This window comes from Kribbella sp. NPDC050459 (assembly GCF_040655315.1).
In the GTDB taxonomy this organism is placed as follows: domain Bacteria; phylum Actinomycetota; class Actinomycetes; order Propionibacteriales; family Kribbellaceae; genus Kribbella.
On the sequence record NZ_JBFAJQ010000010.1, the window covers coordinates 274398 to 292039 of the forward strand.

11 protein-coding genes are annotated in these 17642 nt (G+C 69.6%); 10 read left to right on the plus strand and 1 reads right to left on the minus strand.

Annotation, left to right across the window (positions count from 1 at the left end; translation table 11 throughout):
- Positions 1-56 precede the first annotated feature (56 nt).
- The 3 genes from AB0I12_RS29430 to AB0I12_RS29440 all read left to right on the plus strand — a co-directional run bounded on the left by AB0I12_RS29430 (position 57) and on the right by AB0I12_RS29440 (position 6338).
- A complete protein-coding gene (locus AB0I12_RS29430; protein ID WP_359935559.1) occupies positions 57-1166 on the plus strand; it encodes an NADH-ubiquinone oxidoreductase-F iron-sulfur binding region domain-containing protein in 1110 nt (369 codons plus the stop codon).
- Positions 1163-1360: a ferredoxin gene (locus AB0I12_RS29435; RefSeq protein WP_359935561.1), complete on the plus strand. Its 198-nt coding sequence runs from the start codon at positions 1163-1165 to the stop codon at positions 1358-1360. The genes AB0I12_RS29430 and AB0I12_RS29435 overlap by 4 nt, the downstream gene beginning before the upstream one ends.
- Positions 1361-1475: 115 nt before the next feature.
- Positions 1476-6338 carry an NAD-glutamate dehydrogenase gene (locus AB0I12_RS29440; protein WP_359935563.1) on the plus strand — a complete coding sequence of 1621 codons (4863 nt, stop codon included), beginning with the start codon at positions 1476-1478 and terminating at the stop codon, positions 6336-6338.
- On the opposite strand, the gene AB0I12_RS29445 is transcribed toward AB0I12_RS29440, so the two are convergent.
- Complete coding sequence (locus AB0I12_RS29445) at positions 6335-7075, minus strand: GntR family transcriptional regulator (protein ID WP_355696905.1); 741 nt, start codon at positions 7073-7075, stop codon at positions 6335-6337. The genes AB0I12_RS29440 and AB0I12_RS29445 overlap by 4 nt on opposite strands.
- A 141-nt stretch (positions 7076-7216) precedes the next feature.
- Between AB0I12_RS29445 and AB0I12_RS29450 the strand changes: the two genes are divergently transcribed.
- The 7 genes from AB0I12_RS29450 to AB0I12_RS29480 all read left to right on the plus strand — a co-directional run bounded on the left by AB0I12_RS29450 (position 7217) and on the right by AB0I12_RS29480 (position 17593).
- Positions 7217-8203, plus strand: a complete 987-nt coding sequence (locus tag AB0I12_RS29450; RefSeq protein ID WP_359935565.1) for a Gfo/Idh/MocA family oxidoreductase — start codon at positions 7217-7219, stop codon at positions 8201-8203.
- A gap of 14 nt (positions 8204-8217) precedes the next feature.
- Positions 8218-9102, plus strand: coding sequence for a sugar phosphate isomerase/epimerase (locus AB0I12_RS29455; protein WP_359935566.1), 885 nt, complete (start codon positions 8218-8220; stop codon positions 9100-9102).
- 46 nt (positions 9103-9148) lie between these two features.
- Positions 9149-10090, plus strand: a complete 942-nt coding sequence (gene iolC, locus AB0I12_RS29460) for a 5-dehydro-2-deoxygluconokinase (RefSeq protein WP_359935567.1) — start codon at positions 9149-9151, stop codon at positions 10088-10090.
- Positions 10091-12873: 2783 nt separating this feature from the next.
- Entirely contained in the window at positions 12874-13860 is a 987-nt protein-coding gene (locus tag AB0I12_RS29465; RefSeq protein WP_359935644.1) for a deoxyribose-phosphate aldolase, read from the plus strand.
- Positions 13861-13896: 36 nt separating this feature from the next.
- Complete coding sequence (gene iolB / locus AB0I12_RS29470; protein ID WP_359935568.1) at positions 13897-14796, plus strand: 5-deoxy-glucuronate isomerase; 900 nt, start codon at positions 13897-13899, stop codon at positions 14794-14796.
- The gene (gene iolD, locus AB0I12_RS29475; RefSeq protein WP_359935569.1) at positions 14793-16706 is read left to right on the plus strand and encodes a 3D-(3,5/4)-trihydroxycyclohexane-1,2-dione acylhydrolase (decyclizing); all 1914 of its coding nucleotides are present in this window, start codon (positions 14793-14795) and stop codon (positions 16704-16706) included. The genes iolB and iolD overlap by 4 nt, the downstream gene beginning before the upstream one ends.
- A complete protein-coding gene (locus AB0I12_RS29480; protein WP_359935570.1) occupies positions 16706-17593 on the plus strand; it encodes a TIM barrel protein in 888 nt (295 codons plus the stop codon). Before iolD ends, AB0I12_RS29480 begins: the two co-directional genes overlap by 1 nt.
- Positions 17594-17642 lie beyond the last annotated feature (49 nt).

Here is a 17642-nt window from a genome sequence, read left to right on the forward strand (position 1 = left end):
AGGCAAGGGTTCTCGCCGGACTCGAGCGGGGTCGCTTGGACCTTCAGCGTCACCTTATGACGCATGGCCCGCAGCCCGAGCTCACCCGCGACGACTATGTGCGGCTCTGCGAAGCGGTAGGACTCAGGGGCCGCGGCGGAGCGGCGTTTCCGGTCGCACTGAAGGTGCAGGACCTTCCTGCTCGCGGTGTGGAGGCCGTCGTGGTCAACGGCTCCGAGAGCGAGCCGGTGAGCCGGAAGGATCGGCTGCTCCTCACACGGTCGCCACATCTCGTTCTGGATGGCGCCGTCGGCCTGGCGCACGCGCTGCGGGCTCCCCACGTGCTGATCGCCGTACACGACAGCGCCGCGGCCATGTCCCTGCGTGAGGCGCTGATGGAGCGCGACGATCGGCTGGCGATCGAGGTGCGCGAGACCCCGGGGCGCTTCGTCGCAGGTGAGGCCCGTGCGGTGCTGAGCGCACTGGAGGGCGGCAAGGCAGTACCGCCGGGTCGCCGGGTGCTGCCGACGCGGAAGGGATACCACCGGCGCCCGACGTTCCTGTCGAACGTCGAGACGTTCGCGCAGCTCGCCGTACTCACGCGGCTCGGTTCCCGCGGGTTCAGCAGCACGGGTCTGACGAGCGAGCCCGGTACTCAGCTGCTGACGATCGACGGAGCGGTCCAACGGCCTGGCGTGATCGAGACACCGACCGGCGTCCCACTCGACACAGTCCTGCAGTACGCGGGAGCAGAGCCCGGACCGGTCCTGCTGGGTGGGTACCACGGGCGCTGGCTCGCGCGGACCGAAGGCGTGATCCTGCAGCGGCCGGAGGTGTCGGCCGGCATCATCTTGGCGCTCGGCTCCAGCACCTGCCCGCTCGGTGAGGTCACGCGGGTCGCTGAATGGTTGAGAGGTCAGTCAGCCGGTCAGTGTGGTCCGTGTGTTTTCGGTTTGGCCTCGCTGGTCGACGACTTCGCCAGACTGACCGTGGGCGACCCGCAAGGCTGGCACGACGCCCAGCGGCATCTGGGTCTGGTCCCGGGCCGGGGAGCCTGTGCGCACCCGGACGGCACTGCGAGGTTCCTCACATCGGCGCTGGAGGTTTTCGCCGACGACGTACGGAGTCATCTGTCGGGTCAGGGGTGTGGCCGGCCGGTGCTCGGAGTCCTCGGGGGTACCCGGTGAACAAGGTGGAGATCGACTGGACCAGGTGCGACGGGCACGGCCTGTGCGCCGGCCTGCTGCCGGACGACATCGTCCTCGACGAGTGGGGATTCCCGGTCCTGCGCGACCGTGAAATCACCGCCGGTGAGCTCCCGGACGCGCGCCGCGCAGTCCTCGCCTGCCCGGCTCTCGCGCTGCGCCTCGCGAATCGATGACAGGCCCGTCCCGACACCACACCAGTGACAGGAGTGGACTAATCTCTGAGTGACCGCACAACGTCGTGCGGTCCGGCGAGAGCGACGCCGACGTCACGTGTGGAGACGGTGGGGAATGCAGAGCAAGCTGGACGTCCAGAAGGCCGATGTGCTCGCCAAGGCGGTGGCCGCGGGCACCCATGGGCACGACAAATCGGCGGACCCGGGCAAGCTGAAGACGTTCCTCGAGCAGTACTACCGGCACGTCGCCGCCGAGGACGTCGCCGAGCGCCAGCCGAACGACTGCCTGGGCGCCGCGCGGCACCACTACAAGTCCGCGATGTCGCGCCCGCAGGGCACGGCGAAGGTGCACGTCTTCACGCCGACGCTGGAGGAGCACGGCTGGTCCGCGAGCGGCCGGACCGTGGTCGAGATCGTCAGCGACGACATGCCGTTCCTGGTGGACAGTGCCTCGATAGCGATCACCGAGCGCAACCTCGAGCTCCAGTTGCTGGTTCACCCGACCTTCGTGGTGCGCCGCGATGTGGCCGGCACCCTGCAGGAGGTCCTCGACGACAGCGCGACCGCGGACGGGCACGACCTGGTCCGCGAGAGCTGGATGCACCTGGAGATCGAGCGGATCGCCGACGTCGCCGAGCACCGCGCCCTCGAGCAGGCGCTGCAGAGGGTCCTCAACGACGTCCGTGAGGCGGTCGAGGACTGGCCGAAGATGCACGAGAAGGCGGTCAGCATCGCCGCCGGGCTGGAGGCCGCCGAACTGCCGGTCTCCGAGAGCGAGGTGGAGGAGGCGCGGGAGCTGCTCGACTGGCTGGCCGACGAGCACTTCACCTTCCTCGGCTATCGCGAGTACGACTTCACCATGGAGGGGCGGCAGGGGATCCTGCGTGGCAGCCCCGGGACCGGGCTGGGCATCCTCCGGCCGGACCCGAAGCCGGGCTCCGGCAAGCTGCCGCCGGAGGTCAGCGCCAAGGCCCAGGAGCGGAAGCTGCTGATCCTGACCAAGGCGAACTCCCGTTCCACGGTGCACCGGTCGGCCTACCTGGACTACGTCGGCATCAAGCAGTTCGATGCGAACGGCGACCCGGTCCGCGAGTGCCGCTTCATCGGCCTGCTGTCGTCGACGGCGTACACCGAGAGCGTCATGCAGGTCCCGGTGCTGCGGCGCAAGGCGCTGGAGCTGTTCCGCCAGACCGGCTTCGACCCGAACAGCCACAGCGGCAAGGGTCTGCTCGACGTGCTGGAGACCTACCCGCGCGACGAGCTGCTGCAGGCGCCGGTCGAGGACCTGCTGCCGATCGTGCAGTCGGTGCTGCACCTGCAGGAGCGCCGCGCGGTCAAGCTGTTCGTACGGCGTGACGTCTACAACCGCTACCTGTCCTGCCTGGTGTACCTGCCGCGCGACCGCTACACCACGGCGGTCCGGCTGAGGATGCAGCAGATCCTGCAGGACGCGATCGGCGCCGAGACCGTCACGTACGCCGCCTACGTCACCGAGTCGGTGCTGGCCCGCGTGCACTTCGTGGTGCGGATGAAGCAGGGCGAGACCGTCGGCGAGTACGACGCGGAGCTGCTGGAGCAGCAGGTCGTCGAGGCGACCCGGGCATGGGAGGACGACTTCACCGCGGCGCTGCACGCACAGGGCGGCGACGGCGCGGTCACCAAGCTGTCCCGCCGCTACGCCGGCGCGTTCCCGGAGGCGTACAAGGAGGACTTCGACGCGCGCGTCGCGGTCAACGACGTCCACGTCCTGGAAGGGCTGCCGGCCGAGAACGGGCTGGCCATGTCGCTGTACACCCCGCTCGACGAGGAGTGGGAGGGTGAGCGGCGCTTCAAGGTGTTCCGCACCGGGTCGTCGCTGTCGCTGTCGCAGGTGCTGCCGCACCTGAGCGCGATGGGCGTCGAGGTCGTCGACGAGCGCCCGTACGAGATCCGTCGCGCCGACGGCACGATGGCCTACATCTACGACTTCGGTCTGCGGGCCCCGGAGGACACCGACGAGCGCGAAGAGCTGCGGACGCTGTTCTCCGACACGTTCCGGGCGGTGTGGGACGGCCGGGCCGAGTCCGACAAGCTGAACGCGCTGGTGCTGCGCGGCAACCTCAGCTGGCGGCAGGTGTCGATCCTGCGCGCGTACCAGCGCTACATCCGCCAGGGCGGTACACCGTTCAGCCAGGACTACATCGAGAACACCTTCCTGAACCACGTGGACGTGGCGCGCCTGCTGGTGCAGCTGTTCGAGACCAGCTTCGACCCGGCGCGCGGACCGGCCGACGACCCGGACCGGGCGATGCGCACCGACCAGCTGGAGAAGGAGATCCTGGCCGCGCTGGACACGGTGCAGAGCCTGGACGAGGACCGCATCCTGCGGTCGTACCTGACCGTCATGAAGGCGACCCTGCGGACCAACTACTTCCAGCCGGGCGCCGACGGGCAGCCGCGGTCGTACATGTCGCTGAAGCTGGAACCGAAGGCGATCCCCGACCTGCCGCAGCCGCGGCCGGCGTACGAGATCTTCGTGTACTCGCCGCGCGTCGAAGGTGTGCACCTGCGGTTCGGCGCGGTCGCGCGCGGCGGTCTGCGCTGGTCGGACCGGCGCGAGGACTTCCGCACCGAGGTGCTCGGCCTGGTGAAGGCGCAGATGGTGAAGAACTCGGTGATCGTGCCGGTCGGCGCGAAGGGCGGGTTCTACGCCAAGCAGCTGCCCGACCCGGCCGCGGACCGGGACGCCTGGCTGGCCGAGGGCATCGCGTCGTACAAGACCTTCATCTCCGGGCTGCTCGACATCACCGACAACATCGTTGCCGGGGACATCGTTCCGCCGCGCGACGTGGTCCGGTACGACGGTGACGACGCGTACCTGGTCGTCGCCGCGGACAAGGGGACGGCGACGTTCTCGGACATCGCGAACGGCGTCGCGAAGCAGTACGGGTTCTGGCTCGGCGACGCGTTCGCGTCCGGCGGCTCGGTCGGCTACGACCACAAGGCGATGGGCATCACCGCCCGCGGCGCGTGGGAGTCGGTCAAGCGGCACTTCCGCGAGATGGGCCACGACTGCCAGAGCGAGGACTTCACGGTCGTCGGCGTCGGCGACATGTCCGGTGACGTGTTCGGCAACGGGATGCTGCTGTCGGAGCACATCCGGCTGGTGGCGGCGTTCGACCACCGGCACATCTTCCTCGACCCGGCGCCGGACGCGGCGGCCTCGTTCGCGGAACGGCGGCGGCTGTTCGACCTGCCGCGGTCGTCGTGGGCGGACTACGACGCGACGCTGATCTCCGCCGGCGGCGGCGTGTTCCCGCGCACCGACAAGGCGATCCCGATCTCGGCCGAGGTCCGTGCGGTCCTCGGGATCGAGAGCAGCGCACCGACGGCGACGCCGGCCGAGTTGATGAACGCGATCCTGAAGGCGCCGGTCGACCTGTTCTGGAACGGCGGCATCGGCACGTACGTGAAGTCCACCGCCGAGTCGAACGCCGACGTCGGCGACAAGGCGAACGACGCGATCCGGGTCAACGGGTCCCAGCTGCGCGCCCGCGCGGTCGGCGAGGGCGGCAACCTCGGCTGCACCCAGCTCGGCCGGATCGAGTACGCCGCGGCCGGCGGCCGGATCAACACCGACTTCATCGACAACGTGGCCGGCGTGGACACCTCCGACCACGAGGTGAACATCAAGATCCTGCTCGACACCGTGGTCGCCGACGGGGACCTGACCGAGAAGCAGCGCAACGACATCATCGCGTCGATGACCGACGAGGTCGGCGCGCTGGTGCTGAAGAGCAACTACCGGCAGAACATCGCGCTGGCCAACGCCGGTGCGCAGGCGACCGCGCTCATGCATGTCCACCAGGACTGGGTGCGGCGGCTGGAGAAGCAGGGCCTGCTCGACCGCGAGCTGGAGTTCCTGCCGAGCGTGACGGAGTTCAAGCGGCGCAAGGCCGAGGGCCGCGGGCTGACGTCGCCGGAGCTGTCGGTGCTGATCGCGTACACCAAGATCGTGCTGGAGGCCGAGCTGCTCAAGACCTCGCTGCCCGATGACGCGTACCTGAAGCACAAGCTCGCCAGCTACTTCCCGAAGGCGATCCAGGAGCGGTTCACCGACCAGATCCAGGCCCACCAGCTGCGCCGCGAGATCATCACGACGCAGGTGGTCAACGAGTTCGTGAACACGTCCGGCATCACGGCGTACCACCGGCTCTCGCTGGAGACCGGCGGAACCGTCGAGGACGTGGTCCGGGCGAACCTGGCCGCCTCGCGGATCTTCGCCCAGCCCGAGCTGCTGTCGCGGAACTCCGAGCTGGACAACGTGGTCGACGCCGGGACACAGACGCACATGCGGCTGGAGACCCGGACGCTGGTCGAGCGCGCGACCCGCTGGCTGGTCAGCAACCGGCGGCCTCCGGTCGACATCGAGGAGCTCATCGAGTTCTTCGGTCCGGGGATCGCGAAGCTGACGTCGGCGCTGCCCGACGTCCTGCGCGGGCGTGAGCTGGCGCTGTTCGAGCAGCGGCGCGAGGCCCTGGTGCAGAAGGGCGTCTCGGACGAGTTCGCGACCCGGATCGCGGTGCTGCCGCCGGCGTACGCCGGTCTCGGGATCGTCGAGACGGCGTCGCGGGACGACATCGACATCTTCGAGGTCGCCAAGGTGCACTTCGCCCTCGGCGAGCGGCTGCAGCTGGGCCGTTTCCTGGAGCGCATCATCGGCCTGCCCCGGACCGACCGCTGGCAGACCATGGCCCGCGCCGCACTCCGCGACGACCTGCACGCGGTCCACGCCCGCCTCACCCGCCAGGTCCTGGCCAACACCGACCCGTCGGCCGACCCCGAGGAACGTGTCGTCACCTGGCAGGACCAGAACGCCACCGCCCTCGCCCGCGCCGCCACGATGCTCGAGGAAATCGTCGAAACCGAAGGTCCCGAACTGGCCCACCTCTCGGTCGGCCTCCGCTTGGTCCGAACCTTGATCGCCAGCCAGGCTTAGCGTTCGGACACCACGACGTCGACGGAATACTGGTCCGCGCGGTAGCAGTGGCTGCCGTATTCGACCGGGGTTCCGTCGGCGGCGTAGGCGGAGCGGGTCATCGTGATGAGCGGCTCAGCCTTGGACATGTGCAGGGTACGGCGTTCCTCGGCGGTCGCGTTGCGGGCGCCGATGCGCTGGCGCGCGACGGTGGGGCGGATGCCGCGGGCGCGCAGTACGGCGTACAGGCCGTCGCTCGTCAACTCGTCCAGGCTCAGGTCGTTGAGGGCCGGAGGCAACCAGTTGCGCATGATCGCGAGCGGCAGGTCGTCGGCGTACCGGAGCCGGACGATCGCGACCAGCGGCGTACCGAGCGGGACCTCGAGGACGGCGGCGGCGCGGTCGTCCTGCGCCGCGCAGTCCAGTGCCAGCACCTCGGTCCGCGGTGTGCGGCCCTCGCGGGCGAGGTCGTCGTACAGGCTGGTCAGCTCGGCCTTGCGGTGCACCATCTGGTTCGCAACCGTGGTGCCGATTCCGCGGCGCCGGACCAGCAGCCCCTGGTTGACCAGCTCCGAGATCGCCCGCCGTACCGTCGGGCGGGACAGGCTCAGCCGGTCGGACATGCCGATCTCGTTCTCGAACGGATCGCCCGGCCGCAGCCGCCCCTCGGTGATCGCGGCCGTCAGCTGCTCGGCCAGCTGGTGGTACAGCGGCACAGGGCTGCTCCGATCGAGCTGGATCGGGAGCACGGCGGTCATGAGCGGATGTTACCTGCAAATGTGCCGACGTGAGAATGTGTTAACAAAGTATTGACACCCGGGCCACGCGGCCGGAAAGCTGACGAGCAACCAGCGCGCCGCGGGGACTGTGGCGCGCCGTTCTGGAGAGGGGCAGCGCGGATGCGGATCGGGTTGGTCGGGGTCGGGCGGATCGGGGCGTTCCACGCCGCGACGCTGAAGGGCTTGCCGGCGGTGGATCAGGTGGTCGTCGCCGACGCGGATCCCGGCCGGGCCCAGGTGGTCGCGAAGGAGCTCGGCGTCGAAGCCGCCGCCGACGTACCGGCGCTGCTCGCCTCCGGTGTCGACGGGTTCGTGATCGCGGCGGCGACGTCCGCGCACGCGTCGCTGATCGAGGCGGGGCTCGCGGCCGGCGTACCGACGTTCTGCGAGAAGCCGGTCGCGCTGGACCTCGCGGAGACGTCGCGGGTGGTGGAGCTGGTCGAGGCGTCCTCGGTGCCGGTGCATATCGGTTTCCAGCGCCGGTTCGACGCCGGGTACCAGGCGGCGCGGGCGGCCGTGGCGTCGGGCGAGCTCGGGTTCGTGCACCACATCCGGGCGAACACGAACGACGCCTTCCCGCCGCACCGGGAGTACATCCCGCAGAGCGGCGGCTTCTTCCGCGACTGCACCGTGCACGACTTCGACATCATCCGGTACGTCACCGGCCGCGAGGTCGTCAGCGTCTACGCCACCGGCGCGAACCGCGGCGAGACGTTCTTCGGCGAGTACGGCGACGTGGACTCGGCGGCGGCGCTGCTGACCCTCGACGACAGCACGTTCGTCGCGGTCAGCGGCACGCGGTACAACGGCGCCGGGCACGACGTACGGATGGAACTGCACGGCAGCCTCGGCTCGATCGCGGTCGGCCTGGACTCGCACACCGCGCTCCGCTCGGCCGAGCCGGGCGTCGGCTTCCCGGAGGGGCCGCCGCACATGACCTTCATGGACCGGTTCCAGCCCGCGTACGTCGCCGAGCTGACCGCCTTCACCGAGGTCGTCGCCGGCACCCGCGCGGTGCCGTGTACGGTCCGGGACGCGCTCGCGGCCTTCCGGATCGCCGACGCCTGTGAACTGTCCCGCCACGAGAACCGCATCGTCACGCTGTGAAGGGTTTCTTCGACATGACCGAACTTGCTGCGCGGATCGCCGGGGCCCCGATCTCGTGGGGCGTGTGCGAGGTGCCGGGCTGGGGTTGGCAGTACGACGCCGGGACGGTGCTCGCCGAGATGCGCGCGGTCGGGCTGGCCGCGACCGAGTTCGGCCCGGACGGTTTCCTGCCCGACGACCCGTCCGACAAGGCGAAGACGCTGGCGGACGCCGGTCTTCGGGCCGTCGGAGGATTCGTGCCGGTCGTCCTGCACGACCCGTCCCACGATCCGGCTCCGGAGGTGGCCGCCGCACTCGAGGGCTTCGTCGCGGCCGGCGCCGGGACGCTGGTTCTCGCCGCGGCGACCGGCCAGGACGGGTACGACGACCGCCCGGTGCTGGACACCGCCGGGTGGAACACGCTGCTCGCCAACCTGGACAAGCTGTCCGCGCTGGCAGCCTCCCGTGGTGTGCTCGCGACCGTTCATCCGCACGTCGGGACGATGGTCGAGAACGCCGCCGACGTCGCCCAGGTGCTGCAGGGGTCGTCGATCGGCCTGACGCTGGACACCGGGCACCTGCTGATCGGCGGGGTCGATCCGGTGGCGCTGGCGGTCGACCACACCGCCCGGATCCGGCACACGCACCTGAAGGACGTCGACGCCGCCTGGGCCAAGCGGGTGCAGTCCGGCGAGGTCACGTACACCGACGCCGTACGCGGCGGGATGTACCGGCCGCTGGGCGCCGGCGACATCGACATCACCACGATCGTCGGCACACTGGAGAAGTCCGGGTACGACGGCTGGTACGTGCTGGAGCAGGACACGATCCTCGAAGACCGCCCGGCGGACGAGGGCCCCGTGGTCGACGTACGAGCGAGTATCGCGCACCTGCGGTCGATCGCGGCGGGGCTCGCATGACTGCCCGCACGACTGTCTGCGGGACCCGTGGGGATGGGAAGGTCTGATGGTGGACGACGTACTGACGATCGGGCGCATCGGGGTCGACCTGTACCCGCTGCAGATCGAGACGCATCTGGAAGACGTCACCTCGTTCGGCAAGTTCCTCGGCGGGAGCGCGACGAACGTGGCGGTGGCGGCGGCACGGCACGGGCGGAAGACGGCGGTGATCAGCCGGACAGGGAACGACCCGTTCGGCACGTTCATCCACCGCACGCTCGGCGAACTCGGGGTCGACGACCGCTTCGTCACCCCGGTGGACGGGCTGCCGACGCCGATCACGTTCTGCGAGATCTTCCCGCCGGACAACTTCCCGCTGTACTTCTACCGGTTCCCGAAGGCGCCCGACCTGGTCATCAACCCGTCGGAACTCGACCTGGACGCGATCCGCGACGCACGCATCTACTGGTCCACGGTCACCGGCCTGTCCGCCGAACCGTCCCGCTCCGCGCACTTCGCCGCCTGGGAAGCCCGCGGCCGGCGTCCGATCACGGTGCTGGACCTCGACTACCGGCCGATGTTCTGGGCGGACCCGACCGAAGCCCACGAACAGGTGTCGCGCGCTCTGGAGTACTGCACCGTTGCCGTTGGCAACCGTGAAGAGTGCGAGGTCGCCGTCGGCGAGACCGACCCCGACAAGGCCGCCCAGGCCCTCCTCGACCGCGGCCTCGAGCTGGCCGTGGTCAAGCAGGGCCCCCGCGGCACCCTCGCCCGGACCCGCGACGAGCGCGTCGAGGTCCCGCCGTACCCGGTCGAGGTCGTCAACGGCCTCGGCGCCGGCGACGGCTTCGGCGGCGCACTCTGCCACGGCCTCCTCTCCGGCTGGCCCCTCGAAAAGATCATCCGCTTCGCGAACACCGCCGGCGCGATCGTCGCCTCCCGCCTCGAGTGCTCCACCGCCATGCCCACCACCGAAGAAGTCCTCTCCCACCTGGGAGCCGAATCATGACCCCCCACGACGAAGACCACTACACCGAACACGCCCGCCCCCTCCCCATCCACCGCCCCCAAGAAGACCCGGACGCCACCACCCTCACCCCCGCCCCCAACGACCCCACCACCCTCACCCCAACCGGCCACAGCACGTCAGAAGCCCGGCGAGACGCCGGCCACCCCGGGCCGGACAACCGGAGAGGTGCCGGCCACCCCGGGCCGGACGAGCGGAGGAGTGCTGGGTTCAGCGGCTCGGACGACCGGAGGGCTGCTGGGTACGCCGGGCCGGACAACCGGAGGAGTGCTGGGTACAGCGGCTCGGACGACCCGACGGTTCCTGGCCACGTGGGATCGGACGATCCGAACGCTCCTGGGTACGCCGAGTCGGATGACCGGAGGACTGCTGGGCGCAGTGGGTCGGAGGACCCGAGGTCTGCTGGCCACGTGGGATCGGACGATCCGAACGCTCCTGGGTACGCCGAGTCGGATGACCGGAGGACTGCTGGGCGCAGTGGGTCGGAGGACCCGAGGGCTGCTGGGAGCAGCAGGCCGCGTGCTGAGTACAGCGGGACGGACGATCCGACGGTCCTTGGTTACACAGGCTCGAACGCTCCAACAGCCGGTGAGCATGTCAGGTCGAACGATCCGACGATTCGCCCACACGTAGGTTCAAACGACCCAACGGTGATCGCACACCGCCCCGAGGCCGCCGGGCCGGACGACGCAACGGTGATCGCACGCCGTCCTGAGGCTGCCAACCCCGGTGACCCAACGGTGATCGCACGCCGCCCCGAGGCCGCCGGGCCGGACGACGCAACGGTGGTCGCGCGCCGTCCTGAGGCTGCCAACCCCGGTGACCCAACGGTGATCGCACGCCGCCCCGAGGCCGCCGGGCCGGACGACGCAACGGTGGTCGCGCGCCGTCCTGAGGCTGCCAACCCCGGTGACCCGACCGTGATTGCGCGCCGCCCAGAGACAGCCGGCCCCGACGACCCGACGGTCATCTCAGGCTCCTCGCCCCGCGGCCCTCATGCGACCCCCGGCGGACCCGCGGGCCACGGCAGCCGTACGACCCAGAGCGCGACCTCGAACTCTCCCGGAGCCCCGAACGCTCCCGCGACGCACAGCGCTCGCGCGACCGGAAGTGCGTCTCCAGAGCCGTCAGCGCGGCAGTACGCCGACCCGGATGCGTCGACCGCAGGCCCAAACGACCCGACGATCCCCGTACGCCGCCCAGACACACCGGGCTCCAACGACCTGACGATAATGCTCGACACGTCCCGAGGACAGGCAACCCCCGACGGGCAAACCACCGTCATCGGAAACCTGAACCTTCCCACCACAACTCCACCCGCCCACGACGGGTCCACAAACGAACAAACCCACCCTGGACAGGCCAAAAGCGCACAGGCCGCGGACAACCGAACCCCACGCGAACGGGCCCAGCCGAACCTCCACAACCCAAGCCCGCACGACCCAAGCATGCACGAGCAGGATGTGCGCGAGCAGGGTGCGCGAGCGCAGGACATTCGTAAAGAGAGTGCGCAGGCTGCGGGTGTTGCTGTCGGAGATGGCCTGGCGCGGGGTGCGGCGGGAGCGTCGCTTGGTCACCAGTTGAGCGGCGTGACAGTACGCGGTGAGCAACGGGCAACCGTGCCTGCTCCACAGGCAGGCCAGCCGTCCAGCGCGCCGCGAGCCGCGCAGGGTGAGAACGCCAACGAACAGGCGCCGTCGAACGACCCGACGCGTGATCCGGAACTGGCCAACGGGCATACGGAAGCCGGACGTGATCCGGAACTGGTAAACGGGCGTGCGGAAGGCGTGTCCGTCGAGGAAGCCGACACGGCAAGCCACCCGCTGGTTGAGCAAGCGGTCACGTCAGGCGGCCAGCAGCAAGCGTCGTCGTCTGGCACCCCTGCAACCGACGACGAGACTGCCGACCAGCAGGCCGTCTCCGCGCACGCTGGCACACCGGAACCTGTCGCAGGAGTAGGAGTAGGAGTAGGAGCAGGAGCAGGAGCTCCGGCGACCGAGGGAGGTGTCGGCCCAGCCGCGGGCTACTCGGCGGATGGTCCCGACGCTCCAGTCGACTCGGTCGGGGCATCGGATGCCGGGGAACCGGGAGCCGCAGGCGCGGCCGGTATGGGCGGTGTCCCCGATGTGTTGGTCGGGTCGGTCGGCGGATCGGACGCCGGGGAGCAGGGAGCCGCTGGCACAGCCGGTATGGGCGGTGTCCCTGATGTGTTGGTCGGGTCGGTTGGCGGATCGGATGCGGGGGAGCAGGGAGCCGCAGGTACATCCGGTATGGGCGGTGTCCCTGATGTGTTGGTCGGGTCGGTTGGCGGATCGGATGCGGGGGAACAGGGAGCCGTAGGCACAGCCGGTGCGGGCGGTGCAGTTGATGCGGTGGGTACCTCGGGTGGTGCCGGTGCGGCCGGTCTGCCTGATTCCGCGGGCGGTGTGGCCGGGGCGGTCGGTGCTGCGGGTGTCGGAGCAGTAGCGGGTGGGGTTGGTGCCGGCCGCGTGGTTGGCGTGGGTGGAGTGGGCGCTGAGGTGTCGGGCGGAGCTGCGGAGGCTGGGGTTGGGGGTGCCTCGGCGGCTGGGGATGTCCGTGGTGTCGGCGAGCGTGCAGGGGAGCAGGCGGCGGAGGACGTGGGGGACGCGGTCGGTGAGCTGTCAGGTCGTGGCGTGAGTGAGCGCGTCGCGGGGCAGAGCGGTGACGAGTTTGCGGGGCGGGTTGGCGGACAGGGCGATGGTGCAGATGCGGGGGGCGATGGTGCCGGAGCGTTGGGCGGCGTCATGAGTGGGTCGGCCGGTGTCGTCGCTACTGCCAGTGCCGCGAGCGCCGGTGGTGGTGCAGATGGTTCTGGTCGGTGGGGGGATGAGTGGAAAGAGTTTGGGGAGCGGTTGGGGGAGTTGACTGAGGTTCGGGTTCGGCATCCGGAGCGGGTGGCTGAGGGGTGGTTGCAGCGGCGGACTCGGGCGTTGGTGGGGGATGACGGGCGGCTGTTCATCGTGGCTGCGGATCATCCGGCGCGGGGGGCGCTGGGGGTGCGTGGGGATCGGATGGCGATGGGGAGCCGGGCGGATCTGATTGCTCGGTTGATGATCGCGTTGCAGCGGCCGGGCGTGGATGGTGTTCTGGCTACCCCGGATGTGTTGGAGGACCTGCTCCTGCTCGGTGCACTGGAAGGCAAGGTCGTCATCGGGTCGATGAACCGGGGCGGGCTGCAGGGTGCGGCGTTCGAGTTGGACGACCGGTTCACGGCCTACCGGACTGCTGACGAGATCGCCGCGCGGCGGCTCGACGGCGGGAAGATGCTGACCCGGATCGATCTCGACGATCCCGGGACCGTGGCGACGTTGGAGAGCAGCGCGGCAGCGGTGACCGGGCTGGCCGAGCACAAGTTGATGGCGATGGTCGAGCCGTTCTGGTCGACGCGCGGCGAGGACGGGCGGGTCACGAACCTGCTCGATCCTGACTCGGTCATCAAGTCGATCCAGATCGCGTCCGGTCTCGGCGCGACGAGTGCTTACACCTGGCTGAAGGTGCCGGTCGTGGACGAACTCGATCGCGTGATGGAGGCGACGACGATGCCGACGCTGCTGCTCGGCGGTGATCCGACCGCCGCGCCGGAAGCGACCTACGCCTCGTGGGGCAAGGCGCTCGAACTGCCGTCGGTCCGTGGACTCGTGGTCGGGCGTGCGCTGCTGTTCCCGCCGGATGGTGACGTGGCCGCGGCCGTCGACCAGGCCGCCGCGCTGGTGCACGGCGACACCGTATGACCCGGACAGCTGAGGTTCCGAGGAAGGACAGTTGGGATGACTGAATGGGTTCGGCCGGCCGGGACCGCGGCGAGCGACGGCTTCGAGCTCGCGGTGCGGCCGGGCGAGGCAGAGTGGCATCACAGCGGGCTGCTGGTGCGGAATCTGCTGCCGGGGCAGTCGGTCGAGATCGAGACCGGGGACTGTGAATACATCGTCCTTCCGTTGAGTGGCTCGGCGGAGGTGATTGTCGACGGCGAGGCCGTCCCGCTGGGCGGTCGGGCCGACGTGTTCGCGAGCGCGACGGATCTGGCCTACGTGCCACGCAATTCGACCTTCGCCGTGGTCAGTGCCGGCGGTGCGCGGATCGCGTTCCCGCATGCGAAGGCCTCGGCGGACCGCCCGTTCCGGCGGATCGGTGTCGAGGAGGTCGAGACCGAACTGCGGGGCGCCGGGGTCTCGTCCCGGCAGGTCCGCAACTTCGGTACGCCGGGGGTGCTCGACGCGGACTCGATCATCGCCTGCGAGGTGATCACTCCGGCCGGGAACTGGTCGTCCTACCCGCCGCACAAGCACGACGAGCACAAGCCGGGAAAGGAGAGTGAGCTCGAGGAGATCTACTACTTCGAGCTGCAGCTGTCCGACGACGTGCCGGAAGGTGTCAAGGGCAACGACCCGATCGGCTACCAGCGGGTCTACGGCACCGAGGAGCGACCGATCGACGTGCTGGCCGAGGTCCGCAGCGGTGACGTCGTCCTCGTCCCGCACGGCTGGCATGGTCCGGCGATGGCGCCGCCCGGCTACGACATGTACTACCTGAACGTGATGGCCGGCCCTGGCACCGAACGCCAGTGGCTGATCACCGACGACCCGCAGCACGCATGGGTCCGCGAGTTGTGGAACTCCCAACATATCGATCCGCGCCTGCCTTTCGGACAAACAGGAGAAAACTCATGACGGTGCGTCTCACGGTCGCGCAGGCGCTGGTGCGATTCCTGAGCGTCCAGTACTCGGAGAGGGACGGTGTCCGGCAGCGGCTGATCGCCGGCTCGCTGGGCATCTTCGGCCACGGCAACGTGGCAGGGCTCGGCCAGGCGTTGCTGCAGTCCGAACTCGAGGACCCGAAGGCGTTGCCGTACATCCTGGCCCGCAACGAGCAGGCCATGGTGCATACCGCAGCTGCCTTCGCCCGCACCCGTGACCGGCTCCAGACCTACGCCTGCACGGCAAGCGTGGGTCCGGGCTCGACCAACATGGTGACCGGCGCGGCCCTGGCAACGATCAACCGGCTGCCGGTGCTGATCCTCCCTTCCGACGTGTTCGCGACCCGGGTGGCAACACCCGTGCTGCAGGAGCTGGAGAGCTTCGGTGCCGGTGACGTGTCGGTGAACGACGCCTTCCGTCCGGTGTCGAAGTACTTCGACCGGATCTGGCGCCCCGAACAGTTGCCGTCGGCGCTGATGAATGCGATGCGCGTGCTGACCGACCCGGTCGAGACCGGCGCGGTGACGCTGGCGCTGCCGCAGGACGTCCAGGCCGAGGCGTACGACTGGCCGGAGGAGCTCTTCGCCGAGCGCACCTGGTACGTCGCGCGCCCCTTGCCCGAGGCATCAATTGTCGACAAGGCGGCAGATCTCCTACGGTCCGCGCAACGACCGCTGATCGTCGCCGGTGGCGGTGTGCACTACTCCGGCGCCGAGGAGGCGCTGCGCGAGTTCGCCGAGCGCACCGGTATCCCGGTGTCGGAAACCCAAGCAGGGAAGGGATCTCTGCCCTACGACCACCCGCAGGCTGTGGGGGCGGTGGGGTCGACCGGGACCACCGCGGCCAACGCGCTCGCCCGGGACGCCGACGTCGTGATCGGGATCGGCACCCGCTACAGCGACTTCACGACGGCGTCGCGGACTGCCTTCCAGAATCCGCGGGTCCGCTTCCTGAACATCAATGTGGCGCGATTCGACGGCGACAAACATGCCGGCCTCCCGGTGGTGGCCGATGCGCGGGAAGCCCTTGTTTCGTTGGGATCCGCGCTCGGCGAGTGGTCCGTGGATGCCAAGTACACCGCCGAGTCCCAGGAACTCACAAGGAACTGGAACGGAACTGTGGACGCAGTCTTCCGGCCCTCCGCCGAGGTGACCGGGAAACTGGCCGAAGGACTGCTGACCCAGGGCGAGGTGATCGGCGCCGTCAACGAATTGTCGGCGGCGTCTGATGTGGTTGTCTGCGCGGCCGGCTCGATGCCGGGCGACCTCCACAAGCTGTGGCGGCCGCGCGACCCGAAGGGATACCACGTCGAATATGGCTTCTCCTGCATGGGATACGAGATCGCCGGCGGGCTCGGTGTGCGGCTCGGCGCGCCGGATCGCGACGTGTTCGTCCTGGTCGGCGACGGGTCGTACCTGATGATGTCGAGCGAACTGGCCACGGCCGTCCAGGAGAACCTGAAGATCATCGTGGTTCTCGTGCAGAACCACGGCTTCGCGTCGATCGGCGCGCTGTCGGAGTCCCTCGGGTCGCAGCGGTTCGGGACGGCGTACCGCAAGCGCACCGGTGACGGCAGGCTCGACGGCGACTACCTGCCGGTCGACCTCGCGGCCAACGTGCGCAGCTTCGGTGTCGAGGTGATCGAGGTCCACAGCCGGCCCGACCTGGAGAAGGCCATCCAGACCGCGAAGGCGGGCACGGGACCGATCGCGATCCACGTCACCACGGACCCGCTGATCGGCGGTCCGGACAGCGACTCCTGGTGGGACGTCCCGGTCAGCGAGGTGTCGGAGCTGCAGTCGACCCAGGCCGCGAGCGCGTCCTACGAGGAGAGCAAGAAGGCCCAGCGGGCCTACCTGGCTCCTATCGAGGGAGACCGCTGATGGGCAGAGTCGACATCGGTACGGCGCCGGACTCATGGGGAGTGTGGTTCGCCGACGATCCGCAGCAGACCCCGTGGAGCCGATTCCTCGACGAGGTCGCCGCGGCCGGCTACACGCGGATCGAGCTCGGTCCGTACGGTTACCTGCCGACCGATCCGGTCCGGCTGAAGGACGAGCTCGACAAGCGCGGCCTCACGATGACCGCGGGTACGACGTTCGAGCAGCTGCACCGCGCCGACGGCTGGGACGCGACCTGGCGCGACGTCGTGAAGACCGCCGAGCTGACGGCCGCGATGGGCGCGCAGCATCTCGTCGTGATGCCGTCGATGTGGCGCGGCGACGACGGCGAGATCGTCGAGGAGCGGCTGGACCGCGACGAGCAGGCGCGACACGGGCAGGCCGTGACGGAGCTGGGCCGCCGGCTGGCGGAGGAGTTCGGGCTGCGGACGCAGTACCACCCGCACGCGGACGGACATGTCGACACGCAGGACACCGTCGAACACCTCCTCGAGGAGACCGACAGCACCTACGTGAACCTGTGCCTCGACACCGGCCACATCAGCTACTGCGGCGGCGACAACCTCGAGTTGATCCGGAAGTACCCGGACCGGATCGGTTACGTCCACCTCAAGCAGGTGGATCCGAAGGTCCTGGCCGAGGTCGACGGGCTGAGCTTCGACGAAGCGGTACGGCGGGGCGTGATGTGCGAGCCGCCGAACGGCGTCCCCGAGCTGCCGCCGGTGCTGGACGCGCTGGCCGGGCTCGACGCCGACGTGTTCGCGATCGTCGAGCAGGACATGTACCCGTGCGCGCCCGACGTACCGCTGCCGATCGCGACGCGGACGTTGGCGTATCTCACTGGATGTGGGGGTGGCGGATCGAGATGACGGCCGCGGGAGTGTGACACTCTCGGGTCCCACGCAAGTCCGCGGAGTG

Coding starts and splice junctions, on each gene's coding strand:
- AB0I12_RS29440 (WP_359935563.1), top strand. CDS start 1,476: ATGCAGAGCAAGCTGGACGTCCAGAAGGCCGATGTGCTCGCCAAGGCG.
- AB0I12_RS29450 (WP_359935565.1), top strand. CDS start 7,217: ATGCGGATCGGGTTGGTCGGGGTCGGGCGGATCGGGGCGTTCCACGCC.
- AB0I12_RS29445 (WP_355696905.1), bottom strand. CDS start 7,075: ATGACCGCCGTGCTCCCGATCCAGCTCGATCGGAGCAGCCCTGTGCCG.
- iolB (WP_359935568.1), top strand. CDS start 13,897: ATGACTGAATGGGTTCGGCCGGCCGGGACCGCGGCGAGCGACGGCTTC.
- AB0I12_RS29480 (WP_359935570.1), top strand. CDS start 16,706: ATGGGCAGAGTCGACATCGGTACGGCGCCGGACTCATGGGGAGTGTGG.
- AB0I12_RS29465 (WP_359935644.1), top strand. CDS start 12,874: ATGAGTGGGTCGGCCGGTGTCGTCGCTACTGCCAGTGCCGCGAGCGCC.
- AB0I12_RS29455 (WP_359935566.1), top strand. CDS start 8,218: ATGACCGAACTTGCTGCGCGGATCGCCGGGGCCCCGATCTCGTGGGGC.
- iolC (WP_359935567.1), top strand. CDS start 9,149: ATGGTGGACGACGTACTGACGATCGGGCGCATCGGGGTCGACCTGTAC.
- AB0I12_RS29430 (WP_359935559.1), top strand. CDS start 57: ATGACGCATGGCCCGCAGCCCGAGCTCACCCGCGACGACTATGTGCGG.
- iolD (WP_359935569.1), top strand. CDS start 14,793: ATGACGGTGCGTCTCACGGTCGCGCAGGCGCTGGTGCGATTCCTGAGC.